This window comes from Actinoplanes sp. NPDC051494, from assembly GCF_044454705.1.
Classification (GTDB): Bacteria; Actinomycetota; Actinomycetes; order Mycobacteriales; family Micromonosporaceae; genus Actinoplanes.
This window is the reverse complement of record NZ_JBITDZ010000003.1, coordinates 128,266-154,646: the sequence shown is the minus strand read 5'-3', so window position 1 is coordinate 154,646 and position 26,381 is coordinate 128,266. Positions and strand designations below refer to the sequence as shown.

Sequence of the window (26,381 nt, the reverse complement as noted above, 5' to 3'; positions counted from 1 at the left end):
ATCCCTTAGATTGGACAACGATGATCACAATCAACCGGACGTTCACCGTGACCACCCCGGCCGGGCCGGTGCTGGAATACCTGCGTGATTTCGGGCATACCGAGGAATGGGACCCGGGCACCCAGCGGACCACCCGCAACGACGCCGGGCCGATCGTGCCCGGTTCCAGCTGGCACAACGTCAGCAAGGTCATGGGCATCACCACCGAGCTGACCTACACATTGGAGGAGGCGGACGGCGACCGGCTGGTCTTCGTCGGCCGCAACGAGGGCGCCACCTCCACCGACACCATCACCGTGCACCCGGCCGGGGAGGGCAGCGAGGTGACCTACCACCTCGTGCTCGAGATGCACGGCGTGGCGAAACTGGCCACGCCGGTGATGAAGTTCGAGTTCGAGCGGCTCGGCACCGAGACCGCCGCCCGGCTCACCGAGGTCCTCGGCAAGCTCTGACCCCCACCCCGGCCGGTGCCGGTTATCGGACGGTGCCGTTATCGGACGGTGCGCCGCTGACGGGCCGTCTCGTACAGCGCGACGGTGGCGGCCGACGCGGCGTTCAGGGAGCTGGCCGCGCCGGTGATCGGGATGCGAACCATCTGGTCGCAGGACTCCCGCCAGGCCGCGCTCAGGCCCTGGGCCTCGTTGCCGACCGCGAGCACGGTCGGCCCGGTCAGGTCGTGCTCGGCGATGTCGACCGGGCCGCTCTCGTCGGTGCCGACGACCTGGATCGGCGTCTTCGACTGCGCCACCCAGTCGAGCACCTCGCGGTGGCTGGGCACCCGGACCACCGGCAGGGCGAACACGGAACCGGTGCTGGCCCGGACCGCCCGCGGGTCGTACGGGTCGGCGGCGTGCCCGGTCACGATCACCCCGGTCGCCCCGAACGCGTCCGCCGACCGGATCAGGGTGCCGACGTTGCCCGGGGTGGCGGGGCGGTCGAAGACGACAACGAGCAGCTGTGGCCGTACGGTGATCCGGGAAAGATCGTCCTTGGGCAGGCCGACCACCGCGAGCAGCTCGGGGGTCTCCTCTTCCTTGCCGCCGAGCTCGGCCATCAGTTCCGCGGCGACCAGCGCCCGCGGCGCGTCCGTGGAGTCGGCGAGGTCACGCGCCCACCGGGACCGGCCGCCACCGGCGTCGGACATCAGCAGCATGTGGATCCGCCAGCCGTGCTCGGCGACCTGCGAGATCGGGCGCACGCCCTGGACGAGGAACTCCCCCGTCTGCTGCCGCTTCGAACGGTTGGTGAGCAGCGCCTGCCACTGCTGGAAGGTGGCGTTGCGCGAGGTGATGCGAAGGGTTCGGGGCACGTCGTCCAACGTTACGGGGTCAGCGTTGGCCTCCGGAAACGAGGAGGACATCCCCGGTGATCCAGCGCGACGCCGCCGACGCCAGGAAGACGGCGACCGGGCCATAATCGTCGGGTACGCCCAGCCGGCCCAGCGGGATCTCCGTCAGCGCCTGCGCCTCCAGCTCGGAGCCGATGAAGCCGCTCGACCGGGTCCCGTCGGTGTCGGAGACGCCCGGGGCCATGGCGTTGACCCGGATGTTCCGCGACGCGAGCTCCTTGGCCGCGATCACCGTGAACGCGTTCAGCGCGCTCTTCGTCGCGACGTACAGCCCCGCGTACGCCGGCAGCGTCGAGGTGCCGGCGGTCGACACGTTGATGATCGACGCGGGACCGTCGGCCTGGGCGGTGAACGCCTGGGTGGTCAGGATCGGGCCGAGCAGATTGATGCCCAGCTGGTGGTGGAAGTCTTCCGCGGTGATCGCCTCGAGCGGGCCGAACGTGGCGATGGCCGCGTTGTTGACCAGCACGCCGACCGTCCCGAACGCGTCCCGAGCGGCGGCGAACAGCGTGGTGACCTGCTCTTTGTCGCTCACATCGGCCTGCACGGCGACGGCCCGGCCGCCGTTGCCGGTGATCTGTTTCACGACGACCGCGGCGGCCTCGGCGTCGCTGCGGTAGTTGACGACGACGGCGTACCCGGCGGCCCCGAGAGCGCGAGCGATCCCGGCGCCGATGCCCTTGGCGGCGCCCGTGACGATGGCAGTGGTGTTGTTCTCCATGCGGCTAACGCTAGGAAAGCAGCTAACTTTCGGGAAGTACGTACTTTTCAGTAAGCTCCTACCCGTGGAGACACCCGACCTGATGGCCACCGCGAACCGCCTGCTCGCCGGCGACACGTTCGAGAGCACCTGCCCGTCGCGCCCGGTGATGAGCCAGGTGACCACCCGCTGGTCGCTGCTGATCGTGGCCGCGCTGATCACCGGACCCCACCGCTTCGCCGCCCTGCGCGACAAGATCGGCGGCATCAGCGAAAAAATGCTCTCCCAGAACCTGAAGAACCTGGTCCGGGCCGGCCTCGTCGGGCGCGACGTGCAGCCGACCGTCCCGCCGCAGGTCACGTACACCCTCACCGACCTGGGCATGAGCCTCGCGGAACCGCTCTGCGCACTGCTCGGCTGGTTCGGCAACCACACCCCGGACCTGCTCGAGGCCCAGAGCCGCTACGACGCCGCCTGAAGCAGCGCGAGCGCCTGCGTGCCGTCAACGGCAAAAAGCACACCCTCACCCCGCAGACCCTCGACCGCGTTCCGGTACGGCGCCCGGGCCGCAAGGGCCACGTTCACCACCGGCACGATCACGGTCGGCACCCCTCGCCCGATCACCTCGGCGACCGAACTCAGCGGGTACGTGTCAGCGATCCCCGCGGCGAGTTTGTTGATCGTGTTGAACGTCGCGGGCGCCACGATCAACGCGTCGGCGGCCGGCGAGACCCGGGTGCCGTCGGGGGCGTACCCGTAGGTCGTCCGCACCGGCCGGCCACTCAGCTCCGCGATCTCGGCTACATCGATCATGCCGAGCGCGGCCGCGGTGGCGGTCACATCCACGGTCCATCCCCGCTCGACAGCATCCACGACGAGCCGGCCCACCTCGTTCGCCGGGCCCGCCCCGCAGACAACGATCCGCAGGTCGCTCATTCCGCGTTGGACCAGGCCCGGGTGGACAGGACCAGTCGGTAACCGTCCGGGTCCTCGAAGGTGACACCCCAGCGGTCCCAATAGTCGCTCTGCGAGACCCTGCGGCCGCCGGACGCTTCGATGCGGCGTACCAGATCATCGTCGACCGGACCGCCCAGATAGAGCACCAGCAGGTCCTCGGCACTCGGCGCCGGCACGGCGCCGGAACCACCGACCAGCTCGAGATGCCACGCGGCGTCGCGCCGGCCCAGCATCACGATGTCGTGCTCACCGGAGCCCTGCCAGAGCACTTCCAGACCGAGGCCCTCGGTGTAGAACCGGGTCGTGACGGCAAGATCGGGGCACGGCCGGGCGATACGGATATCGATCACCCGACCATGCTGCCCCAGATCCGTCAGATCAACTGACCCGGGTCCTGCGCCAGATCGGGGCGCCCCTCCCGCAGATGCCGGTTGTGCCGCGGCTCCTGCTTGGTCTTGGAGTCGTCCAGCTTGCGCCGCAGGTCATCACGTACGTCATTGAGGGCGGCGTGCAGATCCTCCTCGGCCGACGTCGTCACGATCGTCTGCCGGCCGGCGATGAAACACTCGAGGGTGACCTTCTGACCGCGCGCTTCCCGATCCTTGACCGAGATCTCCAGCGCGGTGGTCTCCGCGGGGAACGACGTCAGCCGCGCGTCGAGCGTTGCGAACTGCTCGGCGATCCAGTTCAGATCACCCTGCGAAAACCCGCCCCCGGTCCGCAGGCACTGCTCAACGGTGGCCGGTTCTGCCGCGACACTCATCCGTAGTCTCCCTTCGTTGGGACTGTTGATCGCCTCCTACCCGCTTCCCACCGAAGAAGCACCTCCCCGCCCCACTTTCCTCAGCCGTCCACCCAGCCTTCTCCCCCACCCCGGGCCCTGCCTCCCCTCGGCGCAGCCCCGCCCTCAGCCCTCCCGCTGCCCCGCGGCCGGCCCCTCCCCGCAGCACCGTTCCCCACGGCCGGTCCCTCCCCGCACCCCCACGGCCAAGCCCTCCCCGCACCCCCACGGCCAAGCCCTCCCCGCGGTGCCGTTCCCCCACGACCGAGCCCTCCCGGCAGGCCCGGCCGCGGCCCGGCCCTCCCTGCGGCCCGGCCCTCCCCGCGGCCCGGCCCTTCGCGTTCTGGCCTTCCAGGCTGCCGATTATCGGCTTCGTGCCTGCCGGCTGGTCCGAAGTGACCGCTCTTCCGCCTGCCTCGCGATCGCCTTTCATGATCCCCGACCCCCAATCATGATCAATTCCATCGCACTCTCTTGATCAATTTCGAGGAACAGATCACACATTGTCTGAACGGTTCCAGGAATTCGCACGTGTTGGTATTGCTCGATATGATCGGCGGTGCGCAAGCGGGGAGGAATCATGGCCGACGGGGTACAGATCGCGACCGAGCAGGTCACCGACTTCGCGCACACCATCCGTACGGACGCGGACGACGGCTTCCGCTCAGCAGCCGCCCGCGGCGCCGACCTCCACCACCACGGCGTGGTCTTCGGCACCGCCATCCCCGGCGAGACGACCCTCACCGCCAAAGCGCTCTACGCCCAGGTCCTCGAGAACACCGAGGCCAACCTCCGCGAATACCGCCGAGCGGCCACCATCTTCGCCCAGGCCGCCGAAGAGATCGCCCGCTCCTTCGCCGACGCCGACATCACCGCGGACGAGGCCCAGCGCCGCGTCGAAGCCCTCCTGTCCGGCCCCACCCAGCCCGCGACTCTGTCCCCGTCCCCGCACGAAGGACAGCAGTGATGGCCGGAGCAAACTGGGACGCCTACACGCTCCCCGACATCTGGCAGATGCTCCGCCACGAGAATGCCTGCGACGGCGCGGACCGCATCTTCGACTGGGACGCCCTCACCCACGACGTCCGCACCCAGCACCGCCGCCTGCTCGCGGCCAAGGAAGAACTCGCCGCGGCCTGGCCGCCGGACAAGAACGCCTCAGCCCGGGAATTCATCGACCGCATGGACATCCTCGCGGCCTCGATGCAACAAACCCTCACCCGGGCCGAGGACACCCGGGCCGGACTCCGCGGCATCATCGAGGCCATAGCCGAGGCCCAGACCACCATCCAGCCCATGATCGGCCAACGAGCCCAGGTCTCCGACGACCTCATCCCCCGCTGGGCCGACCAGGCCGAAGACGAATACGACGCCAAAGCCCGCCTGGCAATGCAGGCCGCCGAGTCAGCCATCGCCGACCACAGCACCCAGCTACAGCCGCCCGACCTGTTCCGGGCGGACGGCGGGGACGGCGGGACCGGCAGAGAGATTCCCGGCGAGACAGGCTCTCCGATCGATCGAGAAAATAGTTCGGTCGGGGATGCTGGGACACGTCCCACGTCCCCGCGGGCCACACCGATACCTGTTCCGGTCCCGCACAATCCACCCGTGCCCACAACGGAACCGATCAGGGTCCCTGATACCGCCGGCCCGCCTCCGGGAACAGACTTAGGACCCGTCCTTTCCGGTCTCGTGCCGCCCGTCGCAGTTGGCGACGTACTGCCGCCAGGCGCTGTCGGGGGCGCCGGAGCGCCCGGTGTGGGCAGCGTCCCCCCTGGTGCACCAGGCGGGCTCATCGGTGGCACCGGCGGATTGGTGATACCTCCAGGGTTCGGCGGCGCTGGCGGAGTGCGTACCGGGGCTCCCGGGACCCCGCTACCTTTCCGGCCGTCCACACCTCCTGGTCGGCAGGCAGTTCCTGTTCGCACAGCAATGCCCTCAGGAAGCGTCATCGGGGCAAACCCTGGATTGAACAGGACCGCGCCCTCGACACCGGGGCTCATGGGACAGCCGACCGGAGGGCGCCCTGGCCAGGCTGCGGACCGCCGAAAGCGTTCTGGTGAAAGCTCTTCGGCCGGCGGTGCAGCGGATCAGACCTGGGGTGTCATCGAGGGAGTTTCGCCGGTCATCAGACCACATCGCCACCGGCACGATCACGGACCCGGTCCTGGCGTCATCGGACTCGACCGGTGAGGCCGCTGAAGCGATTGATGATTTTTGGCTTCGTCATGGCGACGGCTTCCGCTCTCGTCGGATGGCCGCCCGTTGCGGCCTATGCAGACTCAATCAGAGACGCACAATGGCATCTGGATGCTCTCGCGGCGGACCGAGTACACAAGATCTCGCGGGGTGCCGGCGTCACCGTCGCACTCATCGACACGGGAGTCTCCACCGACAGCCCTGATCTCTCCGACGCGGTTGCTGCCGGGACCGATCTCCTGCCGGACCCTATCGGTGACGGTCGTGATGACATCAACGGACACGGAACCCAGATGGCAGGAATCATCGCAGGACGAGGCCACGGGGGCGGCCGCGGCGTCCTCGGGATCGCCCCTGAGGCAAAGATCCTTCCTATTCGAAGTCCTATCAATGCCATTACAACTCACGACTATGTAACCCAAGCAGTCATCTTCGCAAAGCAGCACGGTGCAAACGTCATCAACATGTCCTTCGGTGGCATGGATGATACCGTTCTGCACAATGCGATCCGTGATGCGAAAGCCGCTGACATCGTCGTCGTAGCTTCCTCAGGAAACCTGGACGGGCCCCGCGGGGACTACCCCGGAAAGTACCCAGAAGTATTGACCGTCGGAGCGTCAAACCAGGATGGCGGCATCGCCGACTTCTCTCAGACCGGTCCCCAGGTCGACGTTGTAGCGCCGGGGGTAGACATCGTCACGACGGGAATTTCTGGGTCCGGCTACTACGAGGGCAGCGGGACCAGTGAGGCTACTGCTGTGGTCAGCGGGGCGGTTGCTCTGGTTCGGGCTCGGTTTCCGGAGCTTTCGGCCGATGAGGTGGTTCACCGGATCACCGCTACCGCTCGGGATGCCGGCAAACCCGGCCGCGATGATGAGTACGGGTACGGGCGGCTGGATGTTCTGCGGGCCTTGACCGCTGATGTTCCAGCCGCGGCGCCGTCGTCAGCCTCATCCAGCCCGGATACTTCGCCGCCGAACGGTCTCGGTCAGCAAGCAGGAACCGAGCGGACCTCTCCCCTCCTGGTGGCCGGGGTCGCCGCCGGGGGTGTGCTCCTTGTCGGCGGGTTGCTGGTCGCTTTCCTGGTCGGGCGCGGGCGCGGGCGGCGGCGTTAGGGGCGGGGGCGGCGGTCGCCCAGGCCGAGCATCGCTTCGTGGACCTGGGCTGTGGTCAGCGGGGGCTGTGGCAGGGGGTGGGCTGCCGGGGTCCGCAAGCCGTCGAGGGTGAGGGCCAGGGCTCGGCGCCAGGTTTCCGGGGCCGTCTCGTTCGTGGCGCGGACGATGGCGGCGATCGACCAGAAGATGTAGGCCATGTCCGCTGTGGTGAAGTCCGGGCGGAGAACACCTGCCTGCTGGGCCCGGTCGACGAGGGTCTGGGCGTTGGCCATCTGCGCATCGCAGATGGCGGTCAGCTCGGCCGCGGCCGGGAAGCGGCGGGTCACCGCGTCGTTGAGGGCGGGGCTGGTTGCCTGCATGTCGCAGAGCAGCGTCACGTACAGCTCGAACCCGGCCCACGGGTCGACCAGGGCTGACGCCTGGTCGAGCGCCTCCCGGACGTGGGCTTCCACCAGGGCCGGCATGACGGCGTCGATGAGGGCGTCGCGACCGCCGAACCGGTTGTAGAGGGTGCCGGCGCTGACCCCGGCGCGCTGGGCGATCTCTTCGAGCGGAACCTGGAGGCCGCGTTCACGGAAGGCCTCGGCCGCCGCCGCCACCAGGCGTTCCTGGTTTCGGCGGGCGTCGCGCCGCAACGGAGTAGACACCCCCGAAGACTAACCGTCCCACATAAGTTGACGACCGCCTCAACTTCGCCGTAACTTGAGGCCATCGTCAACTTATGAAGGAGCATCACCATGAGCAAGACCGTTGTCGTCCTCGGTGCCGGTTCAGGCCTTGGCGCCGCCGTCGCGCACCGCTTCGGACGTGAGGGTTTCCGGGTCGCACTCGTCGCCCGGGACCGGACGCGGATCGAGGCGCTGAGTGCCGAGCTGGTCGAGGCGGGCGTCGAGGCTGCGGCTTTTCCGGCCGATCTGTCCCGTACGGATGATGTGCCCGGTCTGATCTCTCAGGTTCTTGATCGTTTCGGCCGGATCGATGTCGTCGAATACGCGCCGATCACGACCGAGGGGTTCGTCTCCGCGACCGAGCTGGACCCGGCGACGATGCAGCACTACGTCAACCTCTACCTGCTGACGCCGATCGCGATCGTGCGTGCGGTGCTGCCCGGCATGCTGGAGCGCGGGGACGGCGGGATCCTCCTCGGGCAGGGGATCTCGGCGATCCATCCGATGGCCGGACTGAGCGGGGTCGGCCCGGCGATGGCTGCGGCTCGCAACTATCTGCACACCCTGCATCTCGAGCTCGCGGGCACGGGTGTCTACGCCGGCGCGGTCCACGTCGCTGCGATCGTCAAGGGCAGCGCCGGGCACGCCGCCATGATGTCCGGCGAGCTCGCGGCGGACATCGACCTCTCGCACGTACCCCAGATCGATCCCGCAGTCATCGCCGGCACGTTCTGGGACCTGCTGAGCAAACGCGACCGGTTCGAGCAGCAGGTCCCCTGAGCCGGGTGGCGGGCGTCACGCCCGGCGGCACGGTGACGGCGCTGACCGAATGCCCGGATTGTCGTTGTTCCGGGCATGGAGACACAGGCGCAGATCCTCGACACATCCCTGCTGGCCTGGGACAAGGAGGCGGCGTCCGGGGATTTCGACGTCCCCGCCGACCTGACCTGGGGCACGATCCGGCTCGGCGGCGAAGCGCTGATGCGCAAGGCCGAGGTGCTGATCGAACTCACCGAGAAGTTCCCGGTGGTGCAGAAAGAACTGGGCCGGCACCCCGAGTACCAGCAGGGCGTCGACCTGGCCCGCGAACTCACCGGACTCTGATCACGGTGAAACCGGCCGGCGCCGGGCCGTCCATCGCGGCCAGCGCCGCCGGCGCGGCATCCAGCGCGATCTCGTGCGTGACCAGCTCGGCGGGGCGCAGCACGCCACTCTCGATCAAACCCATCATGCCCGGGTACGCGTGAGCGGCCATGCCGTGGCTACCCAGAATCTCCAGCTCGTACGCGACGACGAGCTCCATGGGTACGGAAGGCCGGCCGCCCATCGCGGGCAGCAGTCCCACCTGCACGTGCCGTCCCCGGCGTCGCAGTGACTCGATCGACGCGGTCAGCGTGGCCGCACTGCCCAGCGCGTCGATCGACACGTGCGCCCCGCCACCGGTCGCGTCCCGGACAGCCTCGGCGGCATCCGTGGCACCGGCGTCGACGGTGACCTCCGCGCCGAAGCGGGCCGCAAGTGCCAGCGCCGCGGGTGCCACGTCCACGGCGATCACCCGGGCGCCCGCCGCCACGGCGATCATCACGGCGGACAGGCCGACGCCGCCGCACCCGAACACGACGAGCCAGTCGCCGGCCCGGACCCGCCCCTGAACGGTGACCGCCCGGAAGGCCGTGGCGAACCGGCAGCCCAGCACGGCCGCTGCGACGAACCCGATGCGCTCGTCGACGCGTACCAGATTGGTGTCCGCGTGATGGACCACCACCTGGTCCGCGAACGATCCCCAGTGGGTGAATCCGGGTTGTTCCTGCCGGAGGCAGACCTGCTGGTCACCGGCCAGGCAGGCGGCGCAGGTGCCGCAGGCGCAGATGAACGGCGTGGTCACCCGGTCACCCGGCCGCCACCGCGAGACCCCGGCCCCGACCGCCGCGACCACCCCGGCGAACTCGTGACCCGGCACGTGCGGCAGCCGGATGTCCGGATCATGGCCCCGCCACCCGTGCCAGTCGCTGCGGCACACCCCGGTGGCCTCGACCGCGACGACGACCCCACCGGCCGGCGGGACCAGATCCTCGACCTGGGTGAGCACCGGCAGCTCACCGAAACGTTCATAGACGACAGCACGCATACCAGGATTGTGCCGCCTGCCGGTCCCACGGCTGTCTGCGATCAGCCATCTGCACGCCGCTCGCGATCCAGCAGCCCCTCAGCTCGCGGTGCGGGCAGCTTTCTGCGATCAGCTCTCGGCGAGCAGCTTCCCCACAGCCGCGGCGCGGTCGCCGAGTGCGGACTGCAGGGCGGCCGCGGTCTCCTCGTCCGTGCCGCCGATCTCCAGCGCCTCCCGGACGTCCTCGGCCAGGCCGGTCTGGGCCACCGTGATCTGGTCCAGCCGGGCGAGGATGGCGTCCAGGTCCTTGTCCTCCGAGGCGACCGCCTGGGCGATGGCCGCGATGGCCTTCGACTGGGCGGCCAGCGACGCGGGGATGCCCTCCAGCACCTTCATCCAGGACCCGGCCAGCGGGTTGTAGCCCTTCGCCCCGGCCTTGTCACCGATCTGGTAGTCCCGCTTGCCGTGCTCGTCCTTCAGGAAATCCGCGACGGTACGCGTCGGGTAGGTCCGGCTGCCGTACTTGTAGCCGACCACGGCCTTGCCGATCGCGGCCTGCCCACGGCTCGCTTCCAGCTGCTTGATGACCTCAGCGGCCACCTCTGCGGCACTCGGCATGTCGTCCTCCTCTGCTGCGAGCAGCCCCCAGGGCCGCGTGTCGGATTCCTGTGCGGTCGTGTACCGCGAACTGAAATGGGCGTGCTCGGTGTGCGGCGATGTGCCGGTGTAGTCACGCCACGTCCACCCCCACGAGCGTGACGCGATCCGCCGTTTCCAGATCACGTACTGCAGCCGGTCGTCCTTGCCGGCCTTGTGCCGCGCGACGATGATGTCGACGCACCGCTGCATGGTCCAGCCGGACTTCCGCAGGTCGGCGTCCACATCGATCGCGTGGACCTCATCCTTGTTGTCGGCGTCCTCGGTCGAGGTGTTCCCGGTCTCGTCGGGATTGTGGTCCGACGCGCCCGCCGAATGCGACGTGTCGCCGATGGACCCGTCGGACGCCTTGTCACGCCCAGGGGCCAGAGAGTTGAATTCCGCCCGCAGTTTCACCAGGGAGGGAACAAGAACCCAGCTCACGACGCACCTCCTTCCCTCGTCAATACCTACCCGGGCCGGTCATGTCCTATCGACGCAAACATGACAGTCGGCCCATCCGGCACAAAATTCATCGATGGATACGAGCACGATGATCGATCGGATCAACGCCAGGCCATCATGAGGGCGCACCCCGCCACCGCCCGCACACCGGGTGCGGCCGTCCTGGACGGGTGACAGTTGCCCGGGGCCGTTACGGTGCTCACCCATGGGAGCCCTGCAGCCGTGGCACGTGATCGTGTTGATCGTCCTCGCCGCCGCCATCGTCGCGATCGGCTTCGCCCTGGTCGCCGCGCTCCGCAAAGGCGCCAAGAAGTAGGGCCGCCGGCGACGGACGCTTGAGTCCGTCACCGCCGGCCCGGCGAGGCCGCGAGGTTCTGCCGCCCGGACGCTACGACCGGGCGGTCAGCGAGAACGTCGGGGCAGCAGAGACGCTACGTCGAGGTGAATCGGAAACGGATCGTCTGACGCCAGAGCCTGACCGGGACGGGCAACGACGTACGGAATGTAATGGTCGTCCTCAAGTTTCTGCAGGTGCAGCTCCACCGAGTCGTGTGGCTGCTCCACCCGCAGATACCAGGGAATTCCGGCGGCCGCATACAGCTGTGTCTTAAGCAATCGATCCGTTCCGGCATTGCTCGGTGACACCACTTCGGCAACGAGTTTGACCTCGACCGCCTCGACCACATTGCCAAGGTCATCGGTATCAGCCACGACGACGTCCGGCTGCACTACGCGACTGGCCGCCAGCCGCAGGTTGACGTCCTGCAACACCAGTAGTCCGGCTTGCTCTGCAGGGGCATAGAGTCCCCTAGCGAGTAGAAATGCAATGTGCTGGTGGCGCTTGGACGGTGCGGGACTCACCCACAAGCTCCCATCGATGAGCTCGATCCGGTTCGGCGTCTCACCGAGAGCAAAGTACTCGTCTTCGCTCCACGGACCTGGATGCTCCAACACTGCCACGCTCATCAGATCGCCTCACTCTCGGCGGGTGCTGCCTCAATCGTGCCACGCCAAGGCCCACCCACACGCGGGCTGACGGGCCGGGCGATCGTCCGGTTGCAGCCCGCGAAAGGCTAGGGTGGGGCGGGCGGGACTCGAACCCGCGACCGAGGGATTATGAGTCCCCTGCTCTAACCCACTGAGCTACCGCCCCCGTTACCGGCGGCGATCCTAACCCGTGGGCACCGGCGCAGGCCAGCGATCTACGCCCGGGCACCGCTCGGCGGTATTTCTGCTACCCCCGCGACGCCCCGGCCGGTGCTCCGAGGTCGGCCAGGACCGCTCCCGCCGTACGCCATCCGCTGGCCAGCGCCCCCTGGATGGACGGGCTGTCACGGTGGTCCCCCGCCACGTAGAGACCGTCGCCGAGCGCGACCGGTTTCCGTAGCCGGTGCTGGGGTGCCGGGGCCGACGGCAGGGCGTGCGGGATCGGCACGATGCTCAACAGTTCCCAGTCGTCGGTGGGCACGCCGTAGATCCGGGCGAGCTCGACCCGCAGGACCGCCTCCGAGGCCCCCGACGGCGCCGCCACCCCGACGGCCGACGCCGCGATCAGGGATTTTCCGGCCGGCGCGTACTCGGGGGCGGCGTTGGACATGACGATCGTGTTGGCCACGATCTCGCGCCGGTCGCCGTCGAGCAGCAGCGTCGGCTCCCCGATCGGCGCGTGCGGCGCACCGAAATAATAGGTGGTCAGGCCATGCATGTCGGGCCGCGGCAGCCCGGGCAGCAACTCACTCGCGGTGACCGGATCGGTCGCCACGACGATGGCCCGGCATCGGATCTCGCCACCCTCGGTGACCACCATCCCGGGCCCGAGCGACAGGACCCGGGCATTGATCAGAAGCTGCGGGTACGGCAGCGGCCCCGCGACCGCCGCCGGCAGGGTCCCCATCCCGCTGGCGGGCACCCCGATCCGCCCCCGCGCGAACGAGCGCAGCACCATCGCGAGCACATGGCTGGACGTGTCGAGGGACCGGTCGCCGAACACCCCGGAGAGGAACGGCCGCAGCACCTCCTCGATCATCCGGTGCGACAGACCGGCCTTGCGCAGAGCTTCCTGGGTCGTCATCTCAGGGGCATCGAGCAACCGCGCCGGAGGGTACGTGGCGCAGCGCGTCGCCAGCGCGGCAAACTTCAGCCTGTCCGCGAGCGATCCCACCCCACTGCCCAGCGTCTGCACGACGGTCTGCGGCTCCCGCAGCGGGTTCTCCAGCCGATGCAGCTTCCCGCCCCGCCGGACCAGCACCCCGGGCGTGAAATACCGCATGTCGAGCGCGTCGATGTCGACGAGCGCCGGCACCCGCGGATAGGACGTATTGAGGACCTGGAACCCCCGGTCGAGGTGCCACCCGTCCACCACATCGGTGACCACCCGTCCACCGAGCCGGTCCGACCCCTCGACCAGCAGCCAGTCGACCCCGGTCCGATCCAGCCGCCGGGCAGCAGCCAACCCGGCCAGACCGCCGCCCACGATGACGACGTCCACCTCAACCGGCTGCTCCACGCGCACACCTCACTGGGGGACAAACAACGCAGTCCCCAGCCTAACGTCGGACGCCACCCACGGCAGCGGAAAGCCCAACGACGGGAGCGCGGCGCATCGGGGGCGGACGCCGGCGCCCGGGACCTGCCGCCCGTACCCGGTCAGTGTGTGTTGAGGGCGGCGACGGCGGCGTCGTAGCGGCCCTCGGCCTCGGCGAAGCGCAGGAATTTGACCGCCTCGACGAGGATCTCCCCGGCGTCCGGGCGGGTCTCCAGCAGCGTCATGACCTCGTCGGTGAACGCGTCGAGCGGCAGGTAGTGCTCGACCGAGGACCCGCCGGGGAGCAGTTCGGTCTGTACGGCCGGTGGGCAGAGCTCGATGACCTGGACCGAGGTCCCGGCGAGCTGGAGGCGGATGCTCTCGGTGAACTGGTGGATGAACGCCTTCGACCCGTTGTACGTGGGGAACGGCGCCAGCGGGGTGTGGGCCAGGCCGGACGAGACCGTGATCAACGTGGCGTCCGGGCGGCTCTGCAGGTGCTCGGTGAACGCGGCGATCAGGCGCAGCGGGCCGAGGATGTTGGTGGTGACGATGCGCTCGGCGTCGGCGAGGAAACCGGGGGTGTGCACGTCCTCGACGGCCATGATGCCGGCCATGGCGATCAGCACGTTGAGGTCCGGGTGCTCGGCCAGGACCCGGTCGCGGGCGGCCAGGACGGAGCCGGCGTCGGTGGTGTCGACGGTGACGGTGGACAGGCCGTGCTCGGTGGCGAGGGCGTCGAGCAACCCGGTGCGGCGGCCGCCGATGATGACGGTGTTGCCGGCGGCCCGGAGCCGCACGGCGAGGGCGAGGCCGAGGCCCGAGGTGCCGCCGGGGACGAAGACGGTGTTTCCGGTGATGTTCATGGGTCGACCATGCGACGCGCCGGGCACGGGTGGGAGAGGATCATTTGTCGTAGGATTCCCGATCCCTTCTTCCCGGCTGTGACCCGCGCGATGATCGGTGCATGGACCGAACCGCGCTGGCCGACTTCCTGCGTACCCGCCGGGCCGGGCTGCTCCCCGAGGACGTCGGCCTCCCGGAGGGCTCCCGGCGGCGCACCCCCGGGCTGCGGCGCGACGAGGTCTCCGCGCTGACCGGGATGTCCACCGACTACTACATCCGGCTGGAGCAGGGACGTGGTCCGCAGCCGTCCGAGCAGATGCTGGCCGCGCTGGCCCGGGCACTGCGGCTCAGCGGCGACGAACGCGATTATCTGTACCGCCTCGCCGGGCACGGTGTGCCGTCGCGGACGCCGCTGGACACCCATGTGGCGCCGGCGCTCCTGCGGGTGTTCGACCGGCTCGAGGACACCCCCGCCCTGGTGCTGTCCAGCCTGAGCGAGACGCTGGTGCAGAACAGGCTGGCCGCCGCGCTGTTCGGTGACCACTCCCGGCACACCGGCCCGGCCCGCAGCAGCGTGTACCGCTGGTTCACCGACCCGGCCGAGCGGGCCGCCTACCCGGTCGACGACCAGCCGCGGCAGGGCCGGGCCCAGGTCGCCGGGCTCCGGGTCGCGTACGGCATCGCGGGTGAGAGCTCGCGGGCCGGCAACCTGGTCCGGGAGCTGCGCAGGGTGAGCCCGGAGTTCGCCGGGGTGTGGGACATGCACGAGGTCGTGACGCGGTTCGAGGACCACAAGACCCTGCTGCACCGCGAGCTCGGGTCGATCGAGCTGGACTGCCAGGCGCTGTTCACCGAGGACCAGGGCCAGACGCTGCTGGTGCTCACCGCGGCTCCCCGCAGCGAGGCGGCCGAGAAACTCGCACTGCTCGGCGTGCTCGGTCAGCAGCGGTTCAGCACCATGTGAAACCGGCCCCCGCGGCACGCGGGGGCCGGTTCACCTCACGTGGATCAGATGATGCCCGGTCGCATCATCGCCTGCTTGCGGACCGCACAGGAGACGACCGGCTCCAGATCGAAGTCGGTGGTCTGGGAGAAGCCCGCGCTGACCTTGATGCTGGCCACCTCGGGGATCCAGCCGTCCTTGGCGACGATCGTCTGGTACGTGCCCTTCGGCAGCCACCAGGAGTACTTGCCCTGGGCGTCGGCGATCAGCGTGTAGCTGGTCGTCGTGCCGTTGAGGCGGATCGTCGCCTTGAGCGGGGTGACGACGCCGGCACACGACGTACCGGTGATCGTGCCCAGCTGCTTGCCCCAGCTCGCCGGCGGGGACACGTTCATCTCCACCGCGACGGTCGGGACGGCGTACGGGGTGTCGGTCTTCAGGCCGAGCTGGGCGGTGTACTCGCCCGGCTGCAGCACCCCGGCGGCGGCCGTCGCGGTCAGCGTGACCTTGACAGCCTTGGACTTGCCCGGGGCGAGGGTGAAGCTGGCCGGGTCCTCCGACAGCCACGGGACATCGCCCGCCGCGTCGCAGCCACCCAGGTCACCCAGCAGTGCGGCGTCGGCGTTGGCCGCACCCGACGAGCCACCGATCCGGTACGCACCGCAGGCCGCGGCACCCCGGTAGCGACCGGCCGCCATCGCCGGGAGGTTCACCCAGGCGCCGGCCGCGGGGTCGTAGCCGATCGTCTGGCTGCTCAGCGCGCTGGCCCCGTCGACCGCACCGCCGGCCAGGACCAGCAGGCCGCCGGCCGCGGTGGCCTGCATGCCGAAGTTGTCCTTGGCCATGTCGGCGCCGGCCGTCCACGTGCCGGACGCCGGGTCGAACACCCGGGTGTCCTTGAAGAACGTGGTGCCACTGGCCCCACCGGCGCAGTAGACCGCCTCGTCGATGGCGCCGCAACCGGCCCAGGAGACCGCGTGCGGGTACGCCGTGGTGTCACTGAACGACGCCGTCGCCGGGTCGAACACGACCACGTCGGCCGACGCGGTACAGGTGCCGGAGACACAGCCGCCGATCAGGTAGATCTTCCCGCCGACCACCGCGGTGCCGGATGCGGCCCGCGCCTTGGTGTTGGTCACCCCGGACAGGGTTGTCCAGGAACCGGAGGCGATGTCGAACACGTCGACCGACGGCACCGGGGCGCCGTCGTCGGCGAGCGACCAGCCGCCGAGCAGGTAGATCTTGCCGTCCACCGCCGCCACCGACGGCTTGCCACGGCCGGTCGGGAGGTCGGGCAGCCCGCTCCACGTACCGGTGGCCGGGTCGAAGACGAACGCCTTCTTCTCGTTGCCGGTGCCGTTGGCCGCGCCGAACGAGTAGATCTTGCCGTCCACGTTGACCGCGCCGTTGTCGAACACCGGGATCGGGTAGTTGGCGATCGGCGTCCAGGCGTCCGCCGCCGTGGTCTTCACCTTCGGGTCGGTCGACGCGTACGACACCGGGGCCGCGTTGGTGGTCAGCCCCTTGATCGGCGTCTCCACCGCCTTGGTCGCGTTGTTGACCAGCGCCTCGAAGCCCTTCGGGCGTTCGATCACGTCCACCGTGGCCGGTGCGTTGCCGGAGTTGGTGACCGTGACGGTGGTGGAGCGCGTGGCCCCGTACGTCTGGTAGGACTCGATGCTGGTCGGCGTGATCGAGATCCGGCCGGCCTTGAGCGCGTAGTCCGCCCGCTTCACGCTGTTCGCCATGACCGCGACGGTCTTGGTGAGCGGCGTGTACGGCGTCTTGGTCGCGGTGAAGCCGTGCGACCCGGTGGCCGTGGAGAACAGCCAGTAGAAGCCGTCGGCCAGCGCGGGGTCGTCCGGGGTGGCCGCCGAGACGGCCTTGTCGGCCGGGACGTCGTCGCTGGTGACGGTGACGCCGTTGAGCGCGGTGCCGGTGTTGGCGTCGGTGGTGTTGCCGACGACCAGGCCACCGGGGATCACGTTGCAGCTGCGGTTGACGATGCGGACGTTGTCGACCTCCCACCACCACGCGTACGAACCCGAGTAGCGGAAGCGGATCTGCGCGCCGGCCACCCCGGCGATCGGGGCGAGCGACACCTCCTCCACGACGGGACCGCGGCGGCTGGCGGTCTGGTGCCAGACGTTCGTCCAGGTGGTGCCGCCGTCGGCGGAGACCTCGACGTCGGCCGGGCTGCTCAGCGCGTAGAAGTCGCTGTTGAAGCGCAGGAACGGAGCGGCCTGGCCGGTCAGGTCGATGGCCGGGGTGATCAGATCGGTGTCCTGGCGCTTGCCGGAGCCGAAGCCGTCACTGTCGACGATCGCGAAGCCCCCGGACCCGCCGGTACGGTTGCCCCGAGCCTTGACGTCCTCGAACGCCCAGCCACCGTCGGCGGTGCGGTTGACGACCGACCATCCCTGCGGAGCGGCGGTCGTGGTGAAGTCCTCGGCGAACACCGGGTCGCCGTAGGAAGCGGTGTACCCGGTGGCGTCGCACTCGGCGTCGACCGGCACCGCGATGTCCGCCGTCACGGCGGTCGTGCCGACGACGGCCGGCACGGTGGTGGGCTGGTATCCCGGGTAGACCGCGGTGGCCTTGACCGGGTACGTCGCACCGGCCGGGACCTGCAGCGTGTAGCGGCCGGTGACCGGGTCGGTGTACAACGGGGCACCCGGACGGCCGGTGACCTCGATCTTGGCGTACAGCGGCCAGCCGTGCCCGGAACCATCGGTTACGGTGCCGCTGACGGTGACCATCTGCGCCGGGGCCAGGGCGAAGTTCAGCGTGACGACCTCGCCCTCCTCGACCGTGATCGTGGTGGTCTTCGCGACGTAGCCGTACTTGGACGCGGTCACGTCGTGCGTGCCGGCGTCGAGGGTGAGCGCGAACTTGCCGTCCGCGCCCGTGGTGACCGTGCGGCCCTCGGAGGTGACGGTGACGTCCGCGATCGCCTTGCCGGTGGCGGCGTCGGTGACCGTGCCGGAGGCCCGGGCGATCGGGCCGCGCGGCGCCTCGATGACGGACTTGTAGATGTCGAGCCGGCCCTCACCGAACACGTTGTTGTCGTCGGCCGTACCACCGCAGCTGGTGTCGTTGACGTCGGTCGCGCCGAAGTCGAGCAGCTCGCGGGTCGCGGCGATGTCACCGCGCAGCGACGGGGCCGCCGACCAGAGCAGGGCGACCGCACCGGCCACGTGCGGGGTGGCCATGGACGTGCCGTCCCAGGCCTCGTAACCGCCGCCGGGGACGCTGGAGCGCACGTCGAGGCCGGGCGCGGAGATGTCCGGCTTGATCGAGCCGTCGATCGACGAGGTGCCCTTGAGCGAGAAGTAGCCGATGGCGTTGTTCACGTCGTAGGCGCCCACGGCGTACGCGTCGGGGTAGTCGCCCGGGTTGCTGACGGTGTTGCAGGGAGCGGTCTGCGCGTTGCCGGCCGCGAACGCCGGGAAGATGCCCGCCGCGACCCAGGCCTGCACGGTCTGCTGGTACCACAGATCGCCGCGGCCGCCGCCCCACGAGTTGTTGACCACGTCGGGGCGCAGGTCGGGGCGCGGGTTCTGACCGTTGGAGTCGGTCGGCGCGAGGACCCACTGGCCGGACGCGAGCAGCGACGTGTCGGAGCAGTTGCCGGACTCGCAGCCCTTGGCGGAGATGAACGTAGCGCCCGGTGCGACACCGATCTGGTTGCCGTTGCCGTCGTCGCCGACCATGGTGCCCGCGGTGTGCGTACCGTGGCCGTGGTTGTCGCACGGGGTGCCGGCGACCGGGCAGACGCCGGCCGGGTCGAACCAGTTGTAGTTGTTGTCGAATGTGCCGTCGGCCTTGGTGCCGCGGTAGTGCGGCTTGAGCGCCGGGTGGGTGACGTCGGCGCCGGTGTCGATGTTCGCGACGACGATGCCCGCACCGGTGTCGTCGAGCTCGTCCCACACGCGCGGGGCCTTGATGTTGCTCAGCCCCCATTCGACGGCCTGGGTGCTGCTACCGGCCTTGGCCTTGGTGTCCTTGACCTTGGCGACCGGTTCGATCACCTTGAGCGTACGGACCGGGTCCACCCGCTCCACGTCGGCGCGCGCCGAGATCGTGTCGAGCAGCTTCCGGTCGCCGGTGACCCGGACGGCGTTGGCGATCCAGTAGCTGGAGTAGCTGGCCTTCTGCTGGTCGAGCAGCGCCCGCAGCCCCTTCTGGCTGTCCTTGGCCGTGCTGGTGAGCTCGTTGTACACCCGGGTGGTCCGGTCGGCCTTGTTCGCGACGCGGGACGCGGTGCCCAGGTCGGCCCGGTCCCGCAGGTACACCCAGAAGCTGGCGGTGCCGTCCTCGGCCAGGGTGGACAGGAGCTCACCGCTGACCTTCGGTGCCGCCGCCGGCTCAGCCGCGTTCGCGGCCGTCACCGGGAGCCCGGTCACGGTCATCGCCACGGCCAGTACGGCCCCGGCGATACTTCGTCGTCGTACGCGATTCACGCGCGGACCTGACATGGTTCTTCCTCCCCCAAGAGAGCCGGAGCCCGGGGTATCCGGAGCCCGGCCGACACCGTGCGTCGTACACGTATCTACCGTGCGTGCATGCGCGGGTGTCGATGCAATGCTCGGCCCGACAGCGGCGTCTATCAATGGCGTCCGCTGGCCAAGATCCGGGCAGGGGGTGGGCGAAACCATTGCGTTGCTGTGAATTCTCTATGAGGAGATGTTGACCGGCACCTATGGGACAGCGTTTGCTGGTCACAGCCGAAGATCCCGGAGGACTTCTGTGTTGGGTCGATCCAGCGTGCCGTTGGTGGTCTGCGTCTCTCCGGACCGTGAGGTCCGCGAAACCCTCGTCCGTCGCCTCGACGACCTCGGAACCGTGTTGATGTGCGCCGATATCGGCGAATTGCGTGCCATGCTCGCCACCCCCGGAACCGGCCCCCGGCCGGTCCGGCAGGCCGGCGAGACCGTCGTCTTCGGCGACCTGGTCGTCGACTCCATACAGCATCAGGTCGCATGGCGTGGGCATGCCCTCGAACTGACCAGATTGGAGCACCGCCTGCTCGCTCAGCTCGCGTCGCCACCGGTGGAGGTGTGGCCCTACGAACGGCTGTTCGCGGCCGTCTGGGACAGCGCCTACCTCGGCGACTCGTCGATCCTGCACTCGGCCGTCAAGCGACTCCGGCAGAAGCTGCGGTCGCTCGACGGCGGGCCGATCGTCGAGACGGTACGCGGCATCGGTTACCGACTCAAACCGGCGGCCGATCCCCTCACCTGAATGGCCGACATCGTTGTCACGTAACGGCCTGTCGCGGCGAGGTCACAGAAAATCCACAGTGCCCGTCCCATAATCCTCTGGTCCTGCCCACGGCTCCCAGCCCGCAACGCAGAGGAACTAGATGACACGCAACCGTGTCCTGGCCGCGGCCGGTGCGATCACCCTCGTACCGGCCCTCGCCCTGGTGGTCCCGCCCGTGGCCGCCGGCGCGGCACCCGCCGGAGCCACCGCCGCGGTGTCCCCGGGCGAAGCGACGACCGGGCTGACCACCGACAAAGTCGCCCTCGACAGCTCCCTGACCACGAGACGCGGTGCCAGGTCCGCCGGGGCGGCCGCGCCGACCCCGGCGGTGGGCACGGTCCGGTCCTGGATCGCGATGGACGACGAGCGGGAGACCGTCTACCGCAAGGACTACACGCTGCGCGGCGCCGGCGACAAGATCGAGGTCTGGGTCGCCAACGACCTGGCGTTCCCCGCCGGCGACTGCCGCAACGCGGTGCCCAGCTCCGTCCAGGTCACCGATGCCCAGGTCAAGTCCCTGATCACCGAGTTCGACACGAACATCTTCCCCAAGGAGACCGCGGCGTTCAGCACGCCGCCCGACCGGGACGGCACCAAGGCGCAGATCAACGGCGACTTCACCGGCGACGGTGACAAGACCGTGACGCTGGTCGACAACGTGCACGACGCCAACTATTACACCTTCCCGGCCTCGGGCACGTACATCGCCGGGTTCGTCTCCGTCCAGTTCAACAACCTGCTCGACCGTAACGTCATGACGATCGACGCGTTCGACTGGCTGCACCGCACGGGTGCGGCGCCGGCCGACGAACCGACCGCCGACCCGTGTACGAGCCGCCCGGCCCGCCCCCGGCTCTATGAGGGCGTGTTCGCCCACGAGTGGCAGCACCTACTGCTGTCGTACGTGGACCCGGACGAGGCGGGCTGGCTCAACGAGGGGCTCTCGGACTACGCGCAGACCCTGGTCGGGTACATCGACGGCACCAGGACGGTCGCCCAGACCGGTTTCGACAACCACCTGGCGTGTTTCCAGGGCTTCGGCTCGGTCCCGACGCGGTACAACCCGAACCCCCGCGACTGCGGCGGTCCGGAGAACTCCCTGAACCTGTGGGGTGAGAGCACCAACCCGTCCGCGATCCTCGCCGACTACGGCAACGCGTACCAGTTCATGCTCTATCTCAAGGACCGCTTCGGACCCGGCTTCCTGAGCAGGCTGCACCGCGACGCCACGTTGCAAGGGCTCGACAGCATCGCCGCGCTGATCAAGCCGCGGGGCGAGAAGGACCTGTACACGTTCCTGCACGACTACCAGACCATGACGCTGACCGACAAGATCGCCGGGGACAGCCGGCGCGGCGTCACGATCGGCATCGCCAGGAACAGGGCCACCGCGGCAAGCTTGCGGTCCACGGTCAACGTCGCCAACCCCAACGCGTTCCGGACGCCCGGCGCCGCACCCAACGGCGCCGACTACGTGCCGCTGGGGCCCGGGGCCAAACTGAGGACAGTGAAGTTCCGGGGCGACCGGACGCTGCCGCCCCAGCCCCTGCGGTGGACCGTCGTCACGAACGACCCGAACCGGGCCGGCAACCCGGTGCTGTTCTCCGGCAACGGCAACAGCACCGACGCCAGCGCGGTCACCCCGGTCACCGTCCCGGCCGGCTCCCCCGCCCTGACGTTCCTCGCCAAGTACGGTGCGGAGGAGGGCTACGACTACGGCTACGTCGTCGTCTCGACCGACGGCGGCAGGACGTACACCGCGATCCCGGGCAACAAGACGGTGACCGGACCGCGCGGGCCGGCGATCAACGGCGCCACGGTCGGCTTCGAGCCGCACCGGTACGACCTCTCGGCGTACGCGGGACGCAGCATCCTGCTCGGCTTCCAGTACATCAGCGACGCGAACACCAACAACGGTGGCTGGCTGATCGACGACATCGCGGTCGGCGGCACGCTGCTCAGCGACGGGTCCGGCCTCGCCCCGTTCGACTCGATCACCGAGATCGTCCCGACCCGGGTGGCCGCGTGGAACGTGCGGCTGGTCGGCCTCGACGCCCGGCGCCAGATCGTGCTCCAGCGTGACCTCGGATCGACGGGCTCGTTCACGGCGACGCCCGCGCAGCTCCTCGACCTGAAACGGTTCCCGCAGGTCGTGGCCATCGTGGCGTACGACGAGCCGACCGAGACGGTCAAGCAGTACGCGCCGTACACCCTGAAGGTCAACGGCCTCACCAAGGCCGGCGGTCGCTGACAGAACCTACCGACAAGGACCGGGCGCCGTTCGGCGTCCGGTCCTTGGCACATACAGGGAATCAATCGGGTAGGAGCCTTCGTAGCGTCGGACGAGAAAGATCCACGGACGAAGGAGCCGCGACCAGCCCGCGTCGGGCCGGCCGGGAGTCGCGGTCAGCGTTCGTCGGACCGGGTCACTGCGAGCACGGCGGCCTGTTCGGGGACCAGCAGCGGCATCGGCAGCCCGACCTCGGCCAGGACCCGGCCGGGCAGCGTCACCTCACCCTCGGCCCACCAGGTCGGCGGGTTGTCCTGCACGGCTCGGGGCTCGGCGCCGATCGTGAGGGGACGCACGGTGTAGCGGTGGTCCGGGTCGAGGCCGGGCAGGCGCACCGGGGCCGGGACAGCGGCTTGCGTGGACCGCATCGACACGTACGCGAAGAGCGCCTGCGAGCCGTCCGCGGCGACGACGCCGTGCAGCGTACGGGCAGGGTCGTCGCCGTCGGAACGCACCACCGTGCCGGTGTGCAGCAGCGTGCGCCACCGCTTGTAGGTTTCCACCCACGAGGCGACCGCCGCCAGGTCCTCCGGTGCCGCCGTGGTCAGGTCCCATTCGATGCCGGCGTGGGCGAACAGCGCGGTCGCCATCCGGAAGCCGAGGGCCCCGGTGCGGCCGGTGATGTGCGCTACCGGGGCGCCGAGGTGGCTGCCGAGGAATTCCGGCGGCACCAGGACGCCGGTCCAGCGCTGGATGCGCTGGCGTTCCAGCGCGTCGTTGGTGTCGGAGGTCCAGAACCGGTCGACGTGCTCGAGGATGCCCAGGTCGACGCGGGCGCCGCCGGAGGCGCAGCTTTCGATCTCGACGCCGGGGAAGCGCTGCCGCAGCTCGGCCAGCAGCCGATACAGAGCGGCGGTCTGCCGGTGGGTCACGCCTTCCCGCAGCAGGTCACGGTTGTGATCCCACTTCAGGAACCCGATGGGGTACGCGTCCAGCAGCGCGACGATCCCGCCGAGCACATGGTGGTACGCCTCCGGCTGAGCCAGATCGAGCACGTGCTGGAACCGCCACGTCGGCGAGGTGGCGTCGAGGATCCACTCGGGATGCGCGCGGGCCAGTGCCGAGTCCGGGCTGATCATCTCGGGTTCGACCCAGAGCCCGAACTCCATGCCCCGGGCCTGCACCGCGTCGATCAGCGGGGTGAGCCCGTCCGGCCAGCGTTGCCCGTCGACGGTCCAGTCACCGAGCGCGCGGCGGTCGTCGGTGCGGCCGGCGAACCAGCCGTCGTCGAGCACGAAGCGTTCCACCCCGGCGCCGGCGGCCGCGTCCACGAGCTTGAGCAGGGTCGGGAGGTCGTGGTCGAAGTACACGGCCTCCCACGTGTTCAGGGTGACCGGCCGGTCGCGCCGGACCCGGCCGGACCTGATCCAGGTGTGCCAGCGCGCGGACAACCCGTCGATCCCGGCGTCCGACCAGGTCGCGACCGTCCACGGGGTGGTGTGCCGCGCCCCGGGTGCGATACGCATTTCGCCAGGTGCGAAAAGCTCTCCGGAGCCGAGCAGCGTGTGGCCGGTCGCGGAGCGTTCCGCCCAGAGCCGCGCGTCCCCGCTCCATGCCAGGTGGGCGCCCCACACCTCACCCGCGCGGAACGAGAAGCCGGGGGTGCCCGGCATCAGCACGAACGCGTCGTCGTGCCCGGGGCGGCCGTGCCGGCGTTCCCGGCTCCACACGCCGTCACGCAACGTGGTGCGTTGCGGGCGGCGCTCGTAGGACCACAGCCCGCTGAAGTCGAGCAGTTCGCCGGCCCGGTCCGGGATCGGCAGCAGCACGTCCAGCGAGGCGAGGTCGAAGGTTCCGGAGCCGTGGTTGCTGAGCTCGTGCCGTACGCGAAGCACTCCTTGCGGGGTGAGCTCGAGCGACGTCACCACCCGCAGCCGATCGTCGGCGCTGGTCAGCTCGACCGTCGCGGAGCCGGCGGTGATGTCGCGGACCCCGGTGAGCGTGAACGCGGCCGGCGGCGCACCGTCCGCCGTCCAGTGGCCCGACAGCGCCGGCCGGCCGGTCCAGCCCTCGGTGCGGGACGCGAGCAGCGACGGCCGGAACGGCTCGTCGATCGAGCTGGGCGAGACCGCCGGCGCGCCCGCCAGGGTGGCGAGGTCGGTGCCGGACAGTTCTCCGAGGTCCGCGCCCCAGTGCAGCAGCACCGGAGGCCGCGGGCCGCGGGCGTCCAGCACAACGCTGGTGCCCGCGGCGCGCAGGTGGATCAACAACCTGTTACTCCTTGACGGGGATGTTCTGTGACTTGAGGGTCTCGATGGTCGAGGCCTGCGCCTTGGTCAGGGCGTCGGAGAGGGTACCCCCGCCGGAGACCGCCGCCTTGAAGCCGTCGGACGCGTTCGCGTAGGTCGACGTCATGGTCGGTCCCCAGGTGAAGTCCGGTGCGACCTGGGTGGACGCCGTCGTGAAGATCTCGTAGATCTTCTGGCCGCCGTAGAACTCGACACCCTTGGTCAGCGCCGGCAGGGTCGCGCCGGCGGTCGTCGCCGGGTACAGGTTGGCCTTCTCGTTGAGCAGCGCCAGCGACTCGGCGTCGGTGTTCAGCCACAGGGCGAACTTCGCGGCCTCGTACGGGTGCTTGCTGCCCTTGAACACGGCGGTCGACGATCCGCCCCAGTTACCGGCCGAGGTGCCGCCCGCGGTCCACTGCGGCATCGGGGCGACCTTCCACTTGCCCGCCGTCTTCGGCGCACCGGTCATGATCGAGTTGGCGCCCCAGACCGCGGAGACCCAGGTCCAGGCCTGGTCGGTGTTGTACGCGTTGTCCCACTCGGTGGTCCACGGCGGCACCGCCGAGACGAGCTTGCCGTCGATCAGCTTCTGCCAGTAGTCGGCGACCTGCTTGGTCTTCTCGTCGGCGAGGCTGACGGTCCAGTTGCTGCCGTCGTTGGCGAACCAGCGGCCGCCGGCCTGCCAGCTGAGCCCGGCGAACTGGTTGATGTCGCTCTGCGAGAAGTTGGTGATGTAACCGCCCGCGGCCTTCACCTTGACCGCCGCCGCCGCGTACTCGTCCCAGGTCGTCGGGATCGCGATGCCGTTCTTCTCGAACAGGTCGGCGCGGTAGAACAGCGCCATGGGGCCGGCGTCCTGGGGCACGCCGAACGCGTGGCCCTCCTCGCCGAAGCTGACCTGGTTCCAGGTCCAGGGCACGAACTGGTCCTTGGCCTGGGCGACGATGTCGCAGGCGCCGACGTCCATGAGCCCATCCTGCACGCGGAAGCTGGGCAGCGCGTCGTATTCGATCTGACCCAGGTCGGGCGCGTTGCCGGCCTTGAGCTGGTTGAAGAAGTTCTGGTACGTGCCGCCGTTGCCGTTCGGGCCGGTCTGCACCTTGACCTGGATGTCGGGGTTCTTGGCGTTCCAGGCGGCGACGACCTCCTCGATGCCCGGGATCCAGCTCGTGAACGTCAGGTCGACCTTGCCGGTGGACGGCGCGCAGGAGGCGGCTGCCTCATCCGAGGAGTCGTCGCCGCCGGATGAGCACGCGCTGAGGGCGAGGGTCGCTATCAGGAGGGCGCTGAGGGTTTTGCGCATCGGAAA

23 protein-coding genes and 1 tRNA gene are annotated in these 26,381 nt (G+C 69.6%); 9 read left to right on the top strand and 15 right to left on the bottom strand.

Annotated elements, in window-relative coordinates; translation table 11 throughout:
* The first annotated feature begins 20 nt into the window (after positions 1 to 20).
* Positions 21 to 452, top strand: coding sequence for an SRPBCC family protein (locus ACIA6A_RS13210; RefSeq protein ID WP_396097796.1), 432 nt, complete (start codon positions 21 to 23; stop codon positions 450 to 452).
* 38 nt (positions 453 to 490) lie between these two features.
* Here ACIA6A_RS13210 and ACIA6A_RS13205 read toward each other — a convergent pair whose 3' ends face one another.
* Positions 491 to 1,309 carry a TrmH family RNA methyltransferase gene (locus ACIA6A_RS13205; RefSeq protein ID WP_396097795.1) on the bottom strand — a complete coding sequence of 273 codons (819 nt, stop codon included), beginning with the start codon at positions 1,307 to 1,309 and terminating at the stop codon, positions 491 to 493.
* 19 nt (positions 1,310 to 1,328) lie between these two features.
* Positions 1,329 to 2,069: an SDR family NAD(P)-dependent oxidoreductase gene (locus ACIA6A_RS13200; protein ID WP_396097794.1), complete on the bottom strand. Its 741-nt coding sequence runs from the start codon at positions 2,067 to 2,069 to the stop codon at positions 1,329 to 1,331.
* A 64-nt stretch (positions 2,070 to 2,133) separates the two neighbouring features.
* Here ACIA6A_RS13200 and ACIA6A_RS13195 point away from each other — a divergent pair, with 64 nt between their 5' ends.
* Complete coding sequence (locus ACIA6A_RS13195) at positions 2,134 to 2,526, top strand: winged helix-turn-helix transcriptional regulator (RefSeq protein ID WP_396097793.1); 393 nt, start codon at positions 2,134 to 2,136, stop codon at positions 2,524 to 2,526.
* Here ACIA6A_RS13195 and ACIA6A_RS13190 read toward each other — a convergent pair.
* The 3 genes from ACIA6A_RS13190 to ACIA6A_RS13180 are packed head-to-tail and all read right to left on the bottom strand — an operon-like array spanning position 2,511 to position 3,768.
* Entirely contained in the window at positions 2,511 to 2,984 is a 474-nt protein-coding gene (locus ACIA6A_RS13190) for a flavoprotein (protein ID WP_396097791.1), read from the bottom strand. The genes ACIA6A_RS13195 and ACIA6A_RS13190 overlap by 16 nt on opposite strands.
* Positions 2,981 to 3,355, bottom strand: a complete 375-nt coding sequence (locus ACIA6A_RS13185; RefSeq protein WP_396097789.1) for a VOC family protein — start codon at positions 3,353 to 3,355, stop codon at positions 2,981 to 2,983. Before ACIA6A_RS13185 ends, ACIA6A_RS13190 begins: the two co-directional genes overlap by 4 nt.
* Positions 3,356 to 3,378: 23 nt before the next feature.
* The gene (locus ACIA6A_RS13180) at positions 3,379 to 3,768 is read right to left on the bottom strand and encodes an HPF/RaiA family ribosome-associated protein (RefSeq protein WP_396097787.1); all 390 of its coding nucleotides are present in this window, start codon (positions 3,766 to 3,768) and stop codon (positions 3,379 to 3,381) included.
* A gap of 598 nt (positions 3,769 to 4,366) precedes the next feature.
* On the opposite strand from ACIA6A_RS13180, the gene ACIA6A_RS13175 reads away from it, so the two are divergent.
* A complete protein-coding gene (locus tag ACIA6A_RS13175) occupies positions 4,367 to 4,753 on the top strand; it encodes a hypothetical protein (RefSeq protein ID WP_396097786.1) in 387 nt (128 codons plus the stop codon).
* Positions 4,754 to 5,975: 1,222 nt separating this feature from the next.
* A complete protein-coding gene (gene mycP, locus ACIA6A_RS13170; protein WP_396097785.1) occupies positions 5,976 to 7,100 on the top strand; it encodes a type VII secretion-associated serine protease mycosin in 1,125 nt (374 codons plus the stop codon).
* On the opposite strand, the gene ACIA6A_RS13165 is transcribed toward mycP, so the two are convergent.
* Complete coding sequence (locus tag ACIA6A_RS13165) at positions 7,097 to 7,747, bottom strand: TetR/AcrR family transcriptional regulator (protein WP_396097784.1); 651 nt, start codon at positions 7,745 to 7,747, stop codon at positions 7,097 to 7,099. The genes mycP and ACIA6A_RS13165 overlap by 4 nt on opposite strands.
* Positions 7,748 to 7,837: 90 nt before the next feature.
* On the opposite strand from ACIA6A_RS13165, the gene ACIA6A_RS13160 reads away from it, so the two are divergent.
* Positions 7,838 to 8,548, top strand: coding sequence for an SDR family NAD(P)-dependent oxidoreductase (locus tag ACIA6A_RS13160; protein WP_396097783.1), 711 nt, complete (start codon positions 7,838 to 7,840; stop codon positions 8,546 to 8,548).
* Between the two features lie 75 nt (positions 8,549 to 8,623).
* Positions 8,624 to 8,872, top strand: a complete 249-nt coding sequence (locus ACIA6A_RS13155; protein ID WP_396097782.1) for a hypothetical protein — start codon at positions 8,624 to 8,626, stop codon at positions 8,870 to 8,872.
* Here the strand turns inward: ACIA6A_RS13155 and ACIA6A_RS13150 are convergent.
* From ACIA6A_RS13150 to ACIA6A_RS13125, 6 genes are all read right to left on the bottom strand, one after another.
* A complete protein-coding gene (locus ACIA6A_RS13150) occupies positions 8,859 to 9,896 on the bottom strand; it encodes a zinc-dependent alcohol dehydrogenase family protein (protein ID WP_396097781.1) in 1,038 nt (345 codons plus the stop codon). The two genes, ACIA6A_RS13155 and ACIA6A_RS13150, sit on opposite strands and share 14 nt — an antisense overlap.
* Positions 9,897 to 10,004: 108 nt before the next feature.
* Positions 10,005 to 10,955 (bottom strand): hypothetical protein, encoded by a 951-nt coding sequence (locus tag ACIA6A_RS13145; protein ID WP_396097780.1) that lies wholly within the window; start codon positions 10,953 to 10,955, stop codon positions 10,005 to 10,007.
* A 423-nt stretch (positions 10,956 to 11,378) separates the two neighbouring features.
* The gene (locus ACIA6A_RS13140) at positions 11,379 to 11,942 is read right to left on the bottom strand and encodes a Uma2 family endonuclease (RefSeq protein WP_396097779.1); all 564 of its coding nucleotides are present in this window, start codon (positions 11,940 to 11,942) and stop codon (positions 11,379 to 11,381) included.
* A gap of 113 nt (positions 11,943 to 12,055) precedes the next feature.
* Positions 12,056 to 12,129, bottom strand: a tRNA-Ile gene (locus ACIA6A_RS13135).
* A gap of 81 nt (positions 12,130 to 12,210) precedes the next feature.
* On the bottom strand, positions 12,211 to 13,482 hold the full coding sequence (locus tag ACIA6A_RS13130; protein WP_396097778.1) for an NAD(P)/FAD-dependent oxidoreductase: 1,272 nt from the start codon (positions 13,480 to 13,482) through the stop codon (positions 12,211 to 12,213).
* A 140-nt stretch (positions 13,483 to 13,622) separates the two neighbouring features.
* On the bottom strand, positions 13,623 to 14,366 hold the full coding sequence (locus tag ACIA6A_RS13125) for an SDR family oxidoreductase (protein WP_396097777.1): 744 nt from the start codon (positions 14,364 to 14,366) through the stop codon (positions 13,623 to 13,625).
* 101 nt (positions 14,367 to 14,467) lie between these two features.
* On the opposite strand from ACIA6A_RS13125, the gene ACIA6A_RS13120 reads away from it, so the two are divergent.
* On the top strand, positions 14,468 to 15,310 hold the full coding sequence (locus ACIA6A_RS13120) for a helix-turn-helix transcriptional regulator (RefSeq protein WP_396097775.1): 843 nt from the start codon (positions 14,468 to 14,470) through the stop codon (positions 15,308 to 15,310).
* A gap of 44 nt (positions 15,311 to 15,354) precedes the next feature.
* On the opposite strand, the gene ACIA6A_RS13115 is transcribed toward ACIA6A_RS13120, so the two are convergent.
* The gene (locus ACIA6A_RS13115; RefSeq protein ID WP_396098533.1) at positions 15,355 to 19,701 is read right to left on the bottom strand and encodes a S8 family serine peptidase; all 4,347 of its coding nucleotides are present in this window, start codon (positions 19,699 to 19,701) and stop codon (positions 15,355 to 15,357) included.
* 340 nt (positions 19,702 to 20,041) lie between these two features.
* On the opposite strand from ACIA6A_RS13115, the gene ACIA6A_RS13110 reads away from it, so the two are divergent.
* Together ACIA6A_RS13110 and ACIA6A_RS13105 are read left to right on the top strand one after the other, a co-directional pair.
* Positions 20,042 to 20,533, top strand: coding sequence for a winged helix-turn-helix domain-containing protein (locus ACIA6A_RS13110; protein ID WP_396097774.1), 492 nt, complete (start codon positions 20,042 to 20,044; stop codon positions 20,531 to 20,533).
* 121 nt (positions 20,534 to 20,654) lie between these two features.
* Positions 20,655 to 22,805 carry a peptidase M6 immune inhibitor A gene (locus ACIA6A_RS13105; protein ID WP_396097773.1) on the top strand — a complete coding sequence of 717 codons (2,151 nt, stop codon included), beginning with the start codon at positions 20,655 to 20,657 and terminating at the stop codon, positions 22,803 to 22,805.
* Between the two features lie 155 nt (positions 22,806 to 22,960).
* Here ACIA6A_RS13105 and ACIA6A_RS13100 read toward each other — a convergent pair whose 3' ends face one another.
* Complete coding sequence (locus ACIA6A_RS13100; protein WP_396097772.1) at positions 22,961 to 25,054, bottom strand: alpha-galactosidase; 2,094 nt, start codon at positions 25,052 to 25,054, stop codon at positions 22,961 to 22,963.
* A gap of 4 nt (positions 25,055 to 25,058) precedes the next feature.
* Positions 25,059 to 26,375 (bottom strand): ABC transporter substrate-binding protein, encoded by a 1,317-nt coding sequence (locus tag ACIA6A_RS13095; protein WP_396097770.1) that lies wholly within the window; start codon positions 26,373 to 26,375, stop codon positions 25,059 to 25,061.
* Positions 26,376 to 26,381 lie beyond the last annotated feature (6 nt).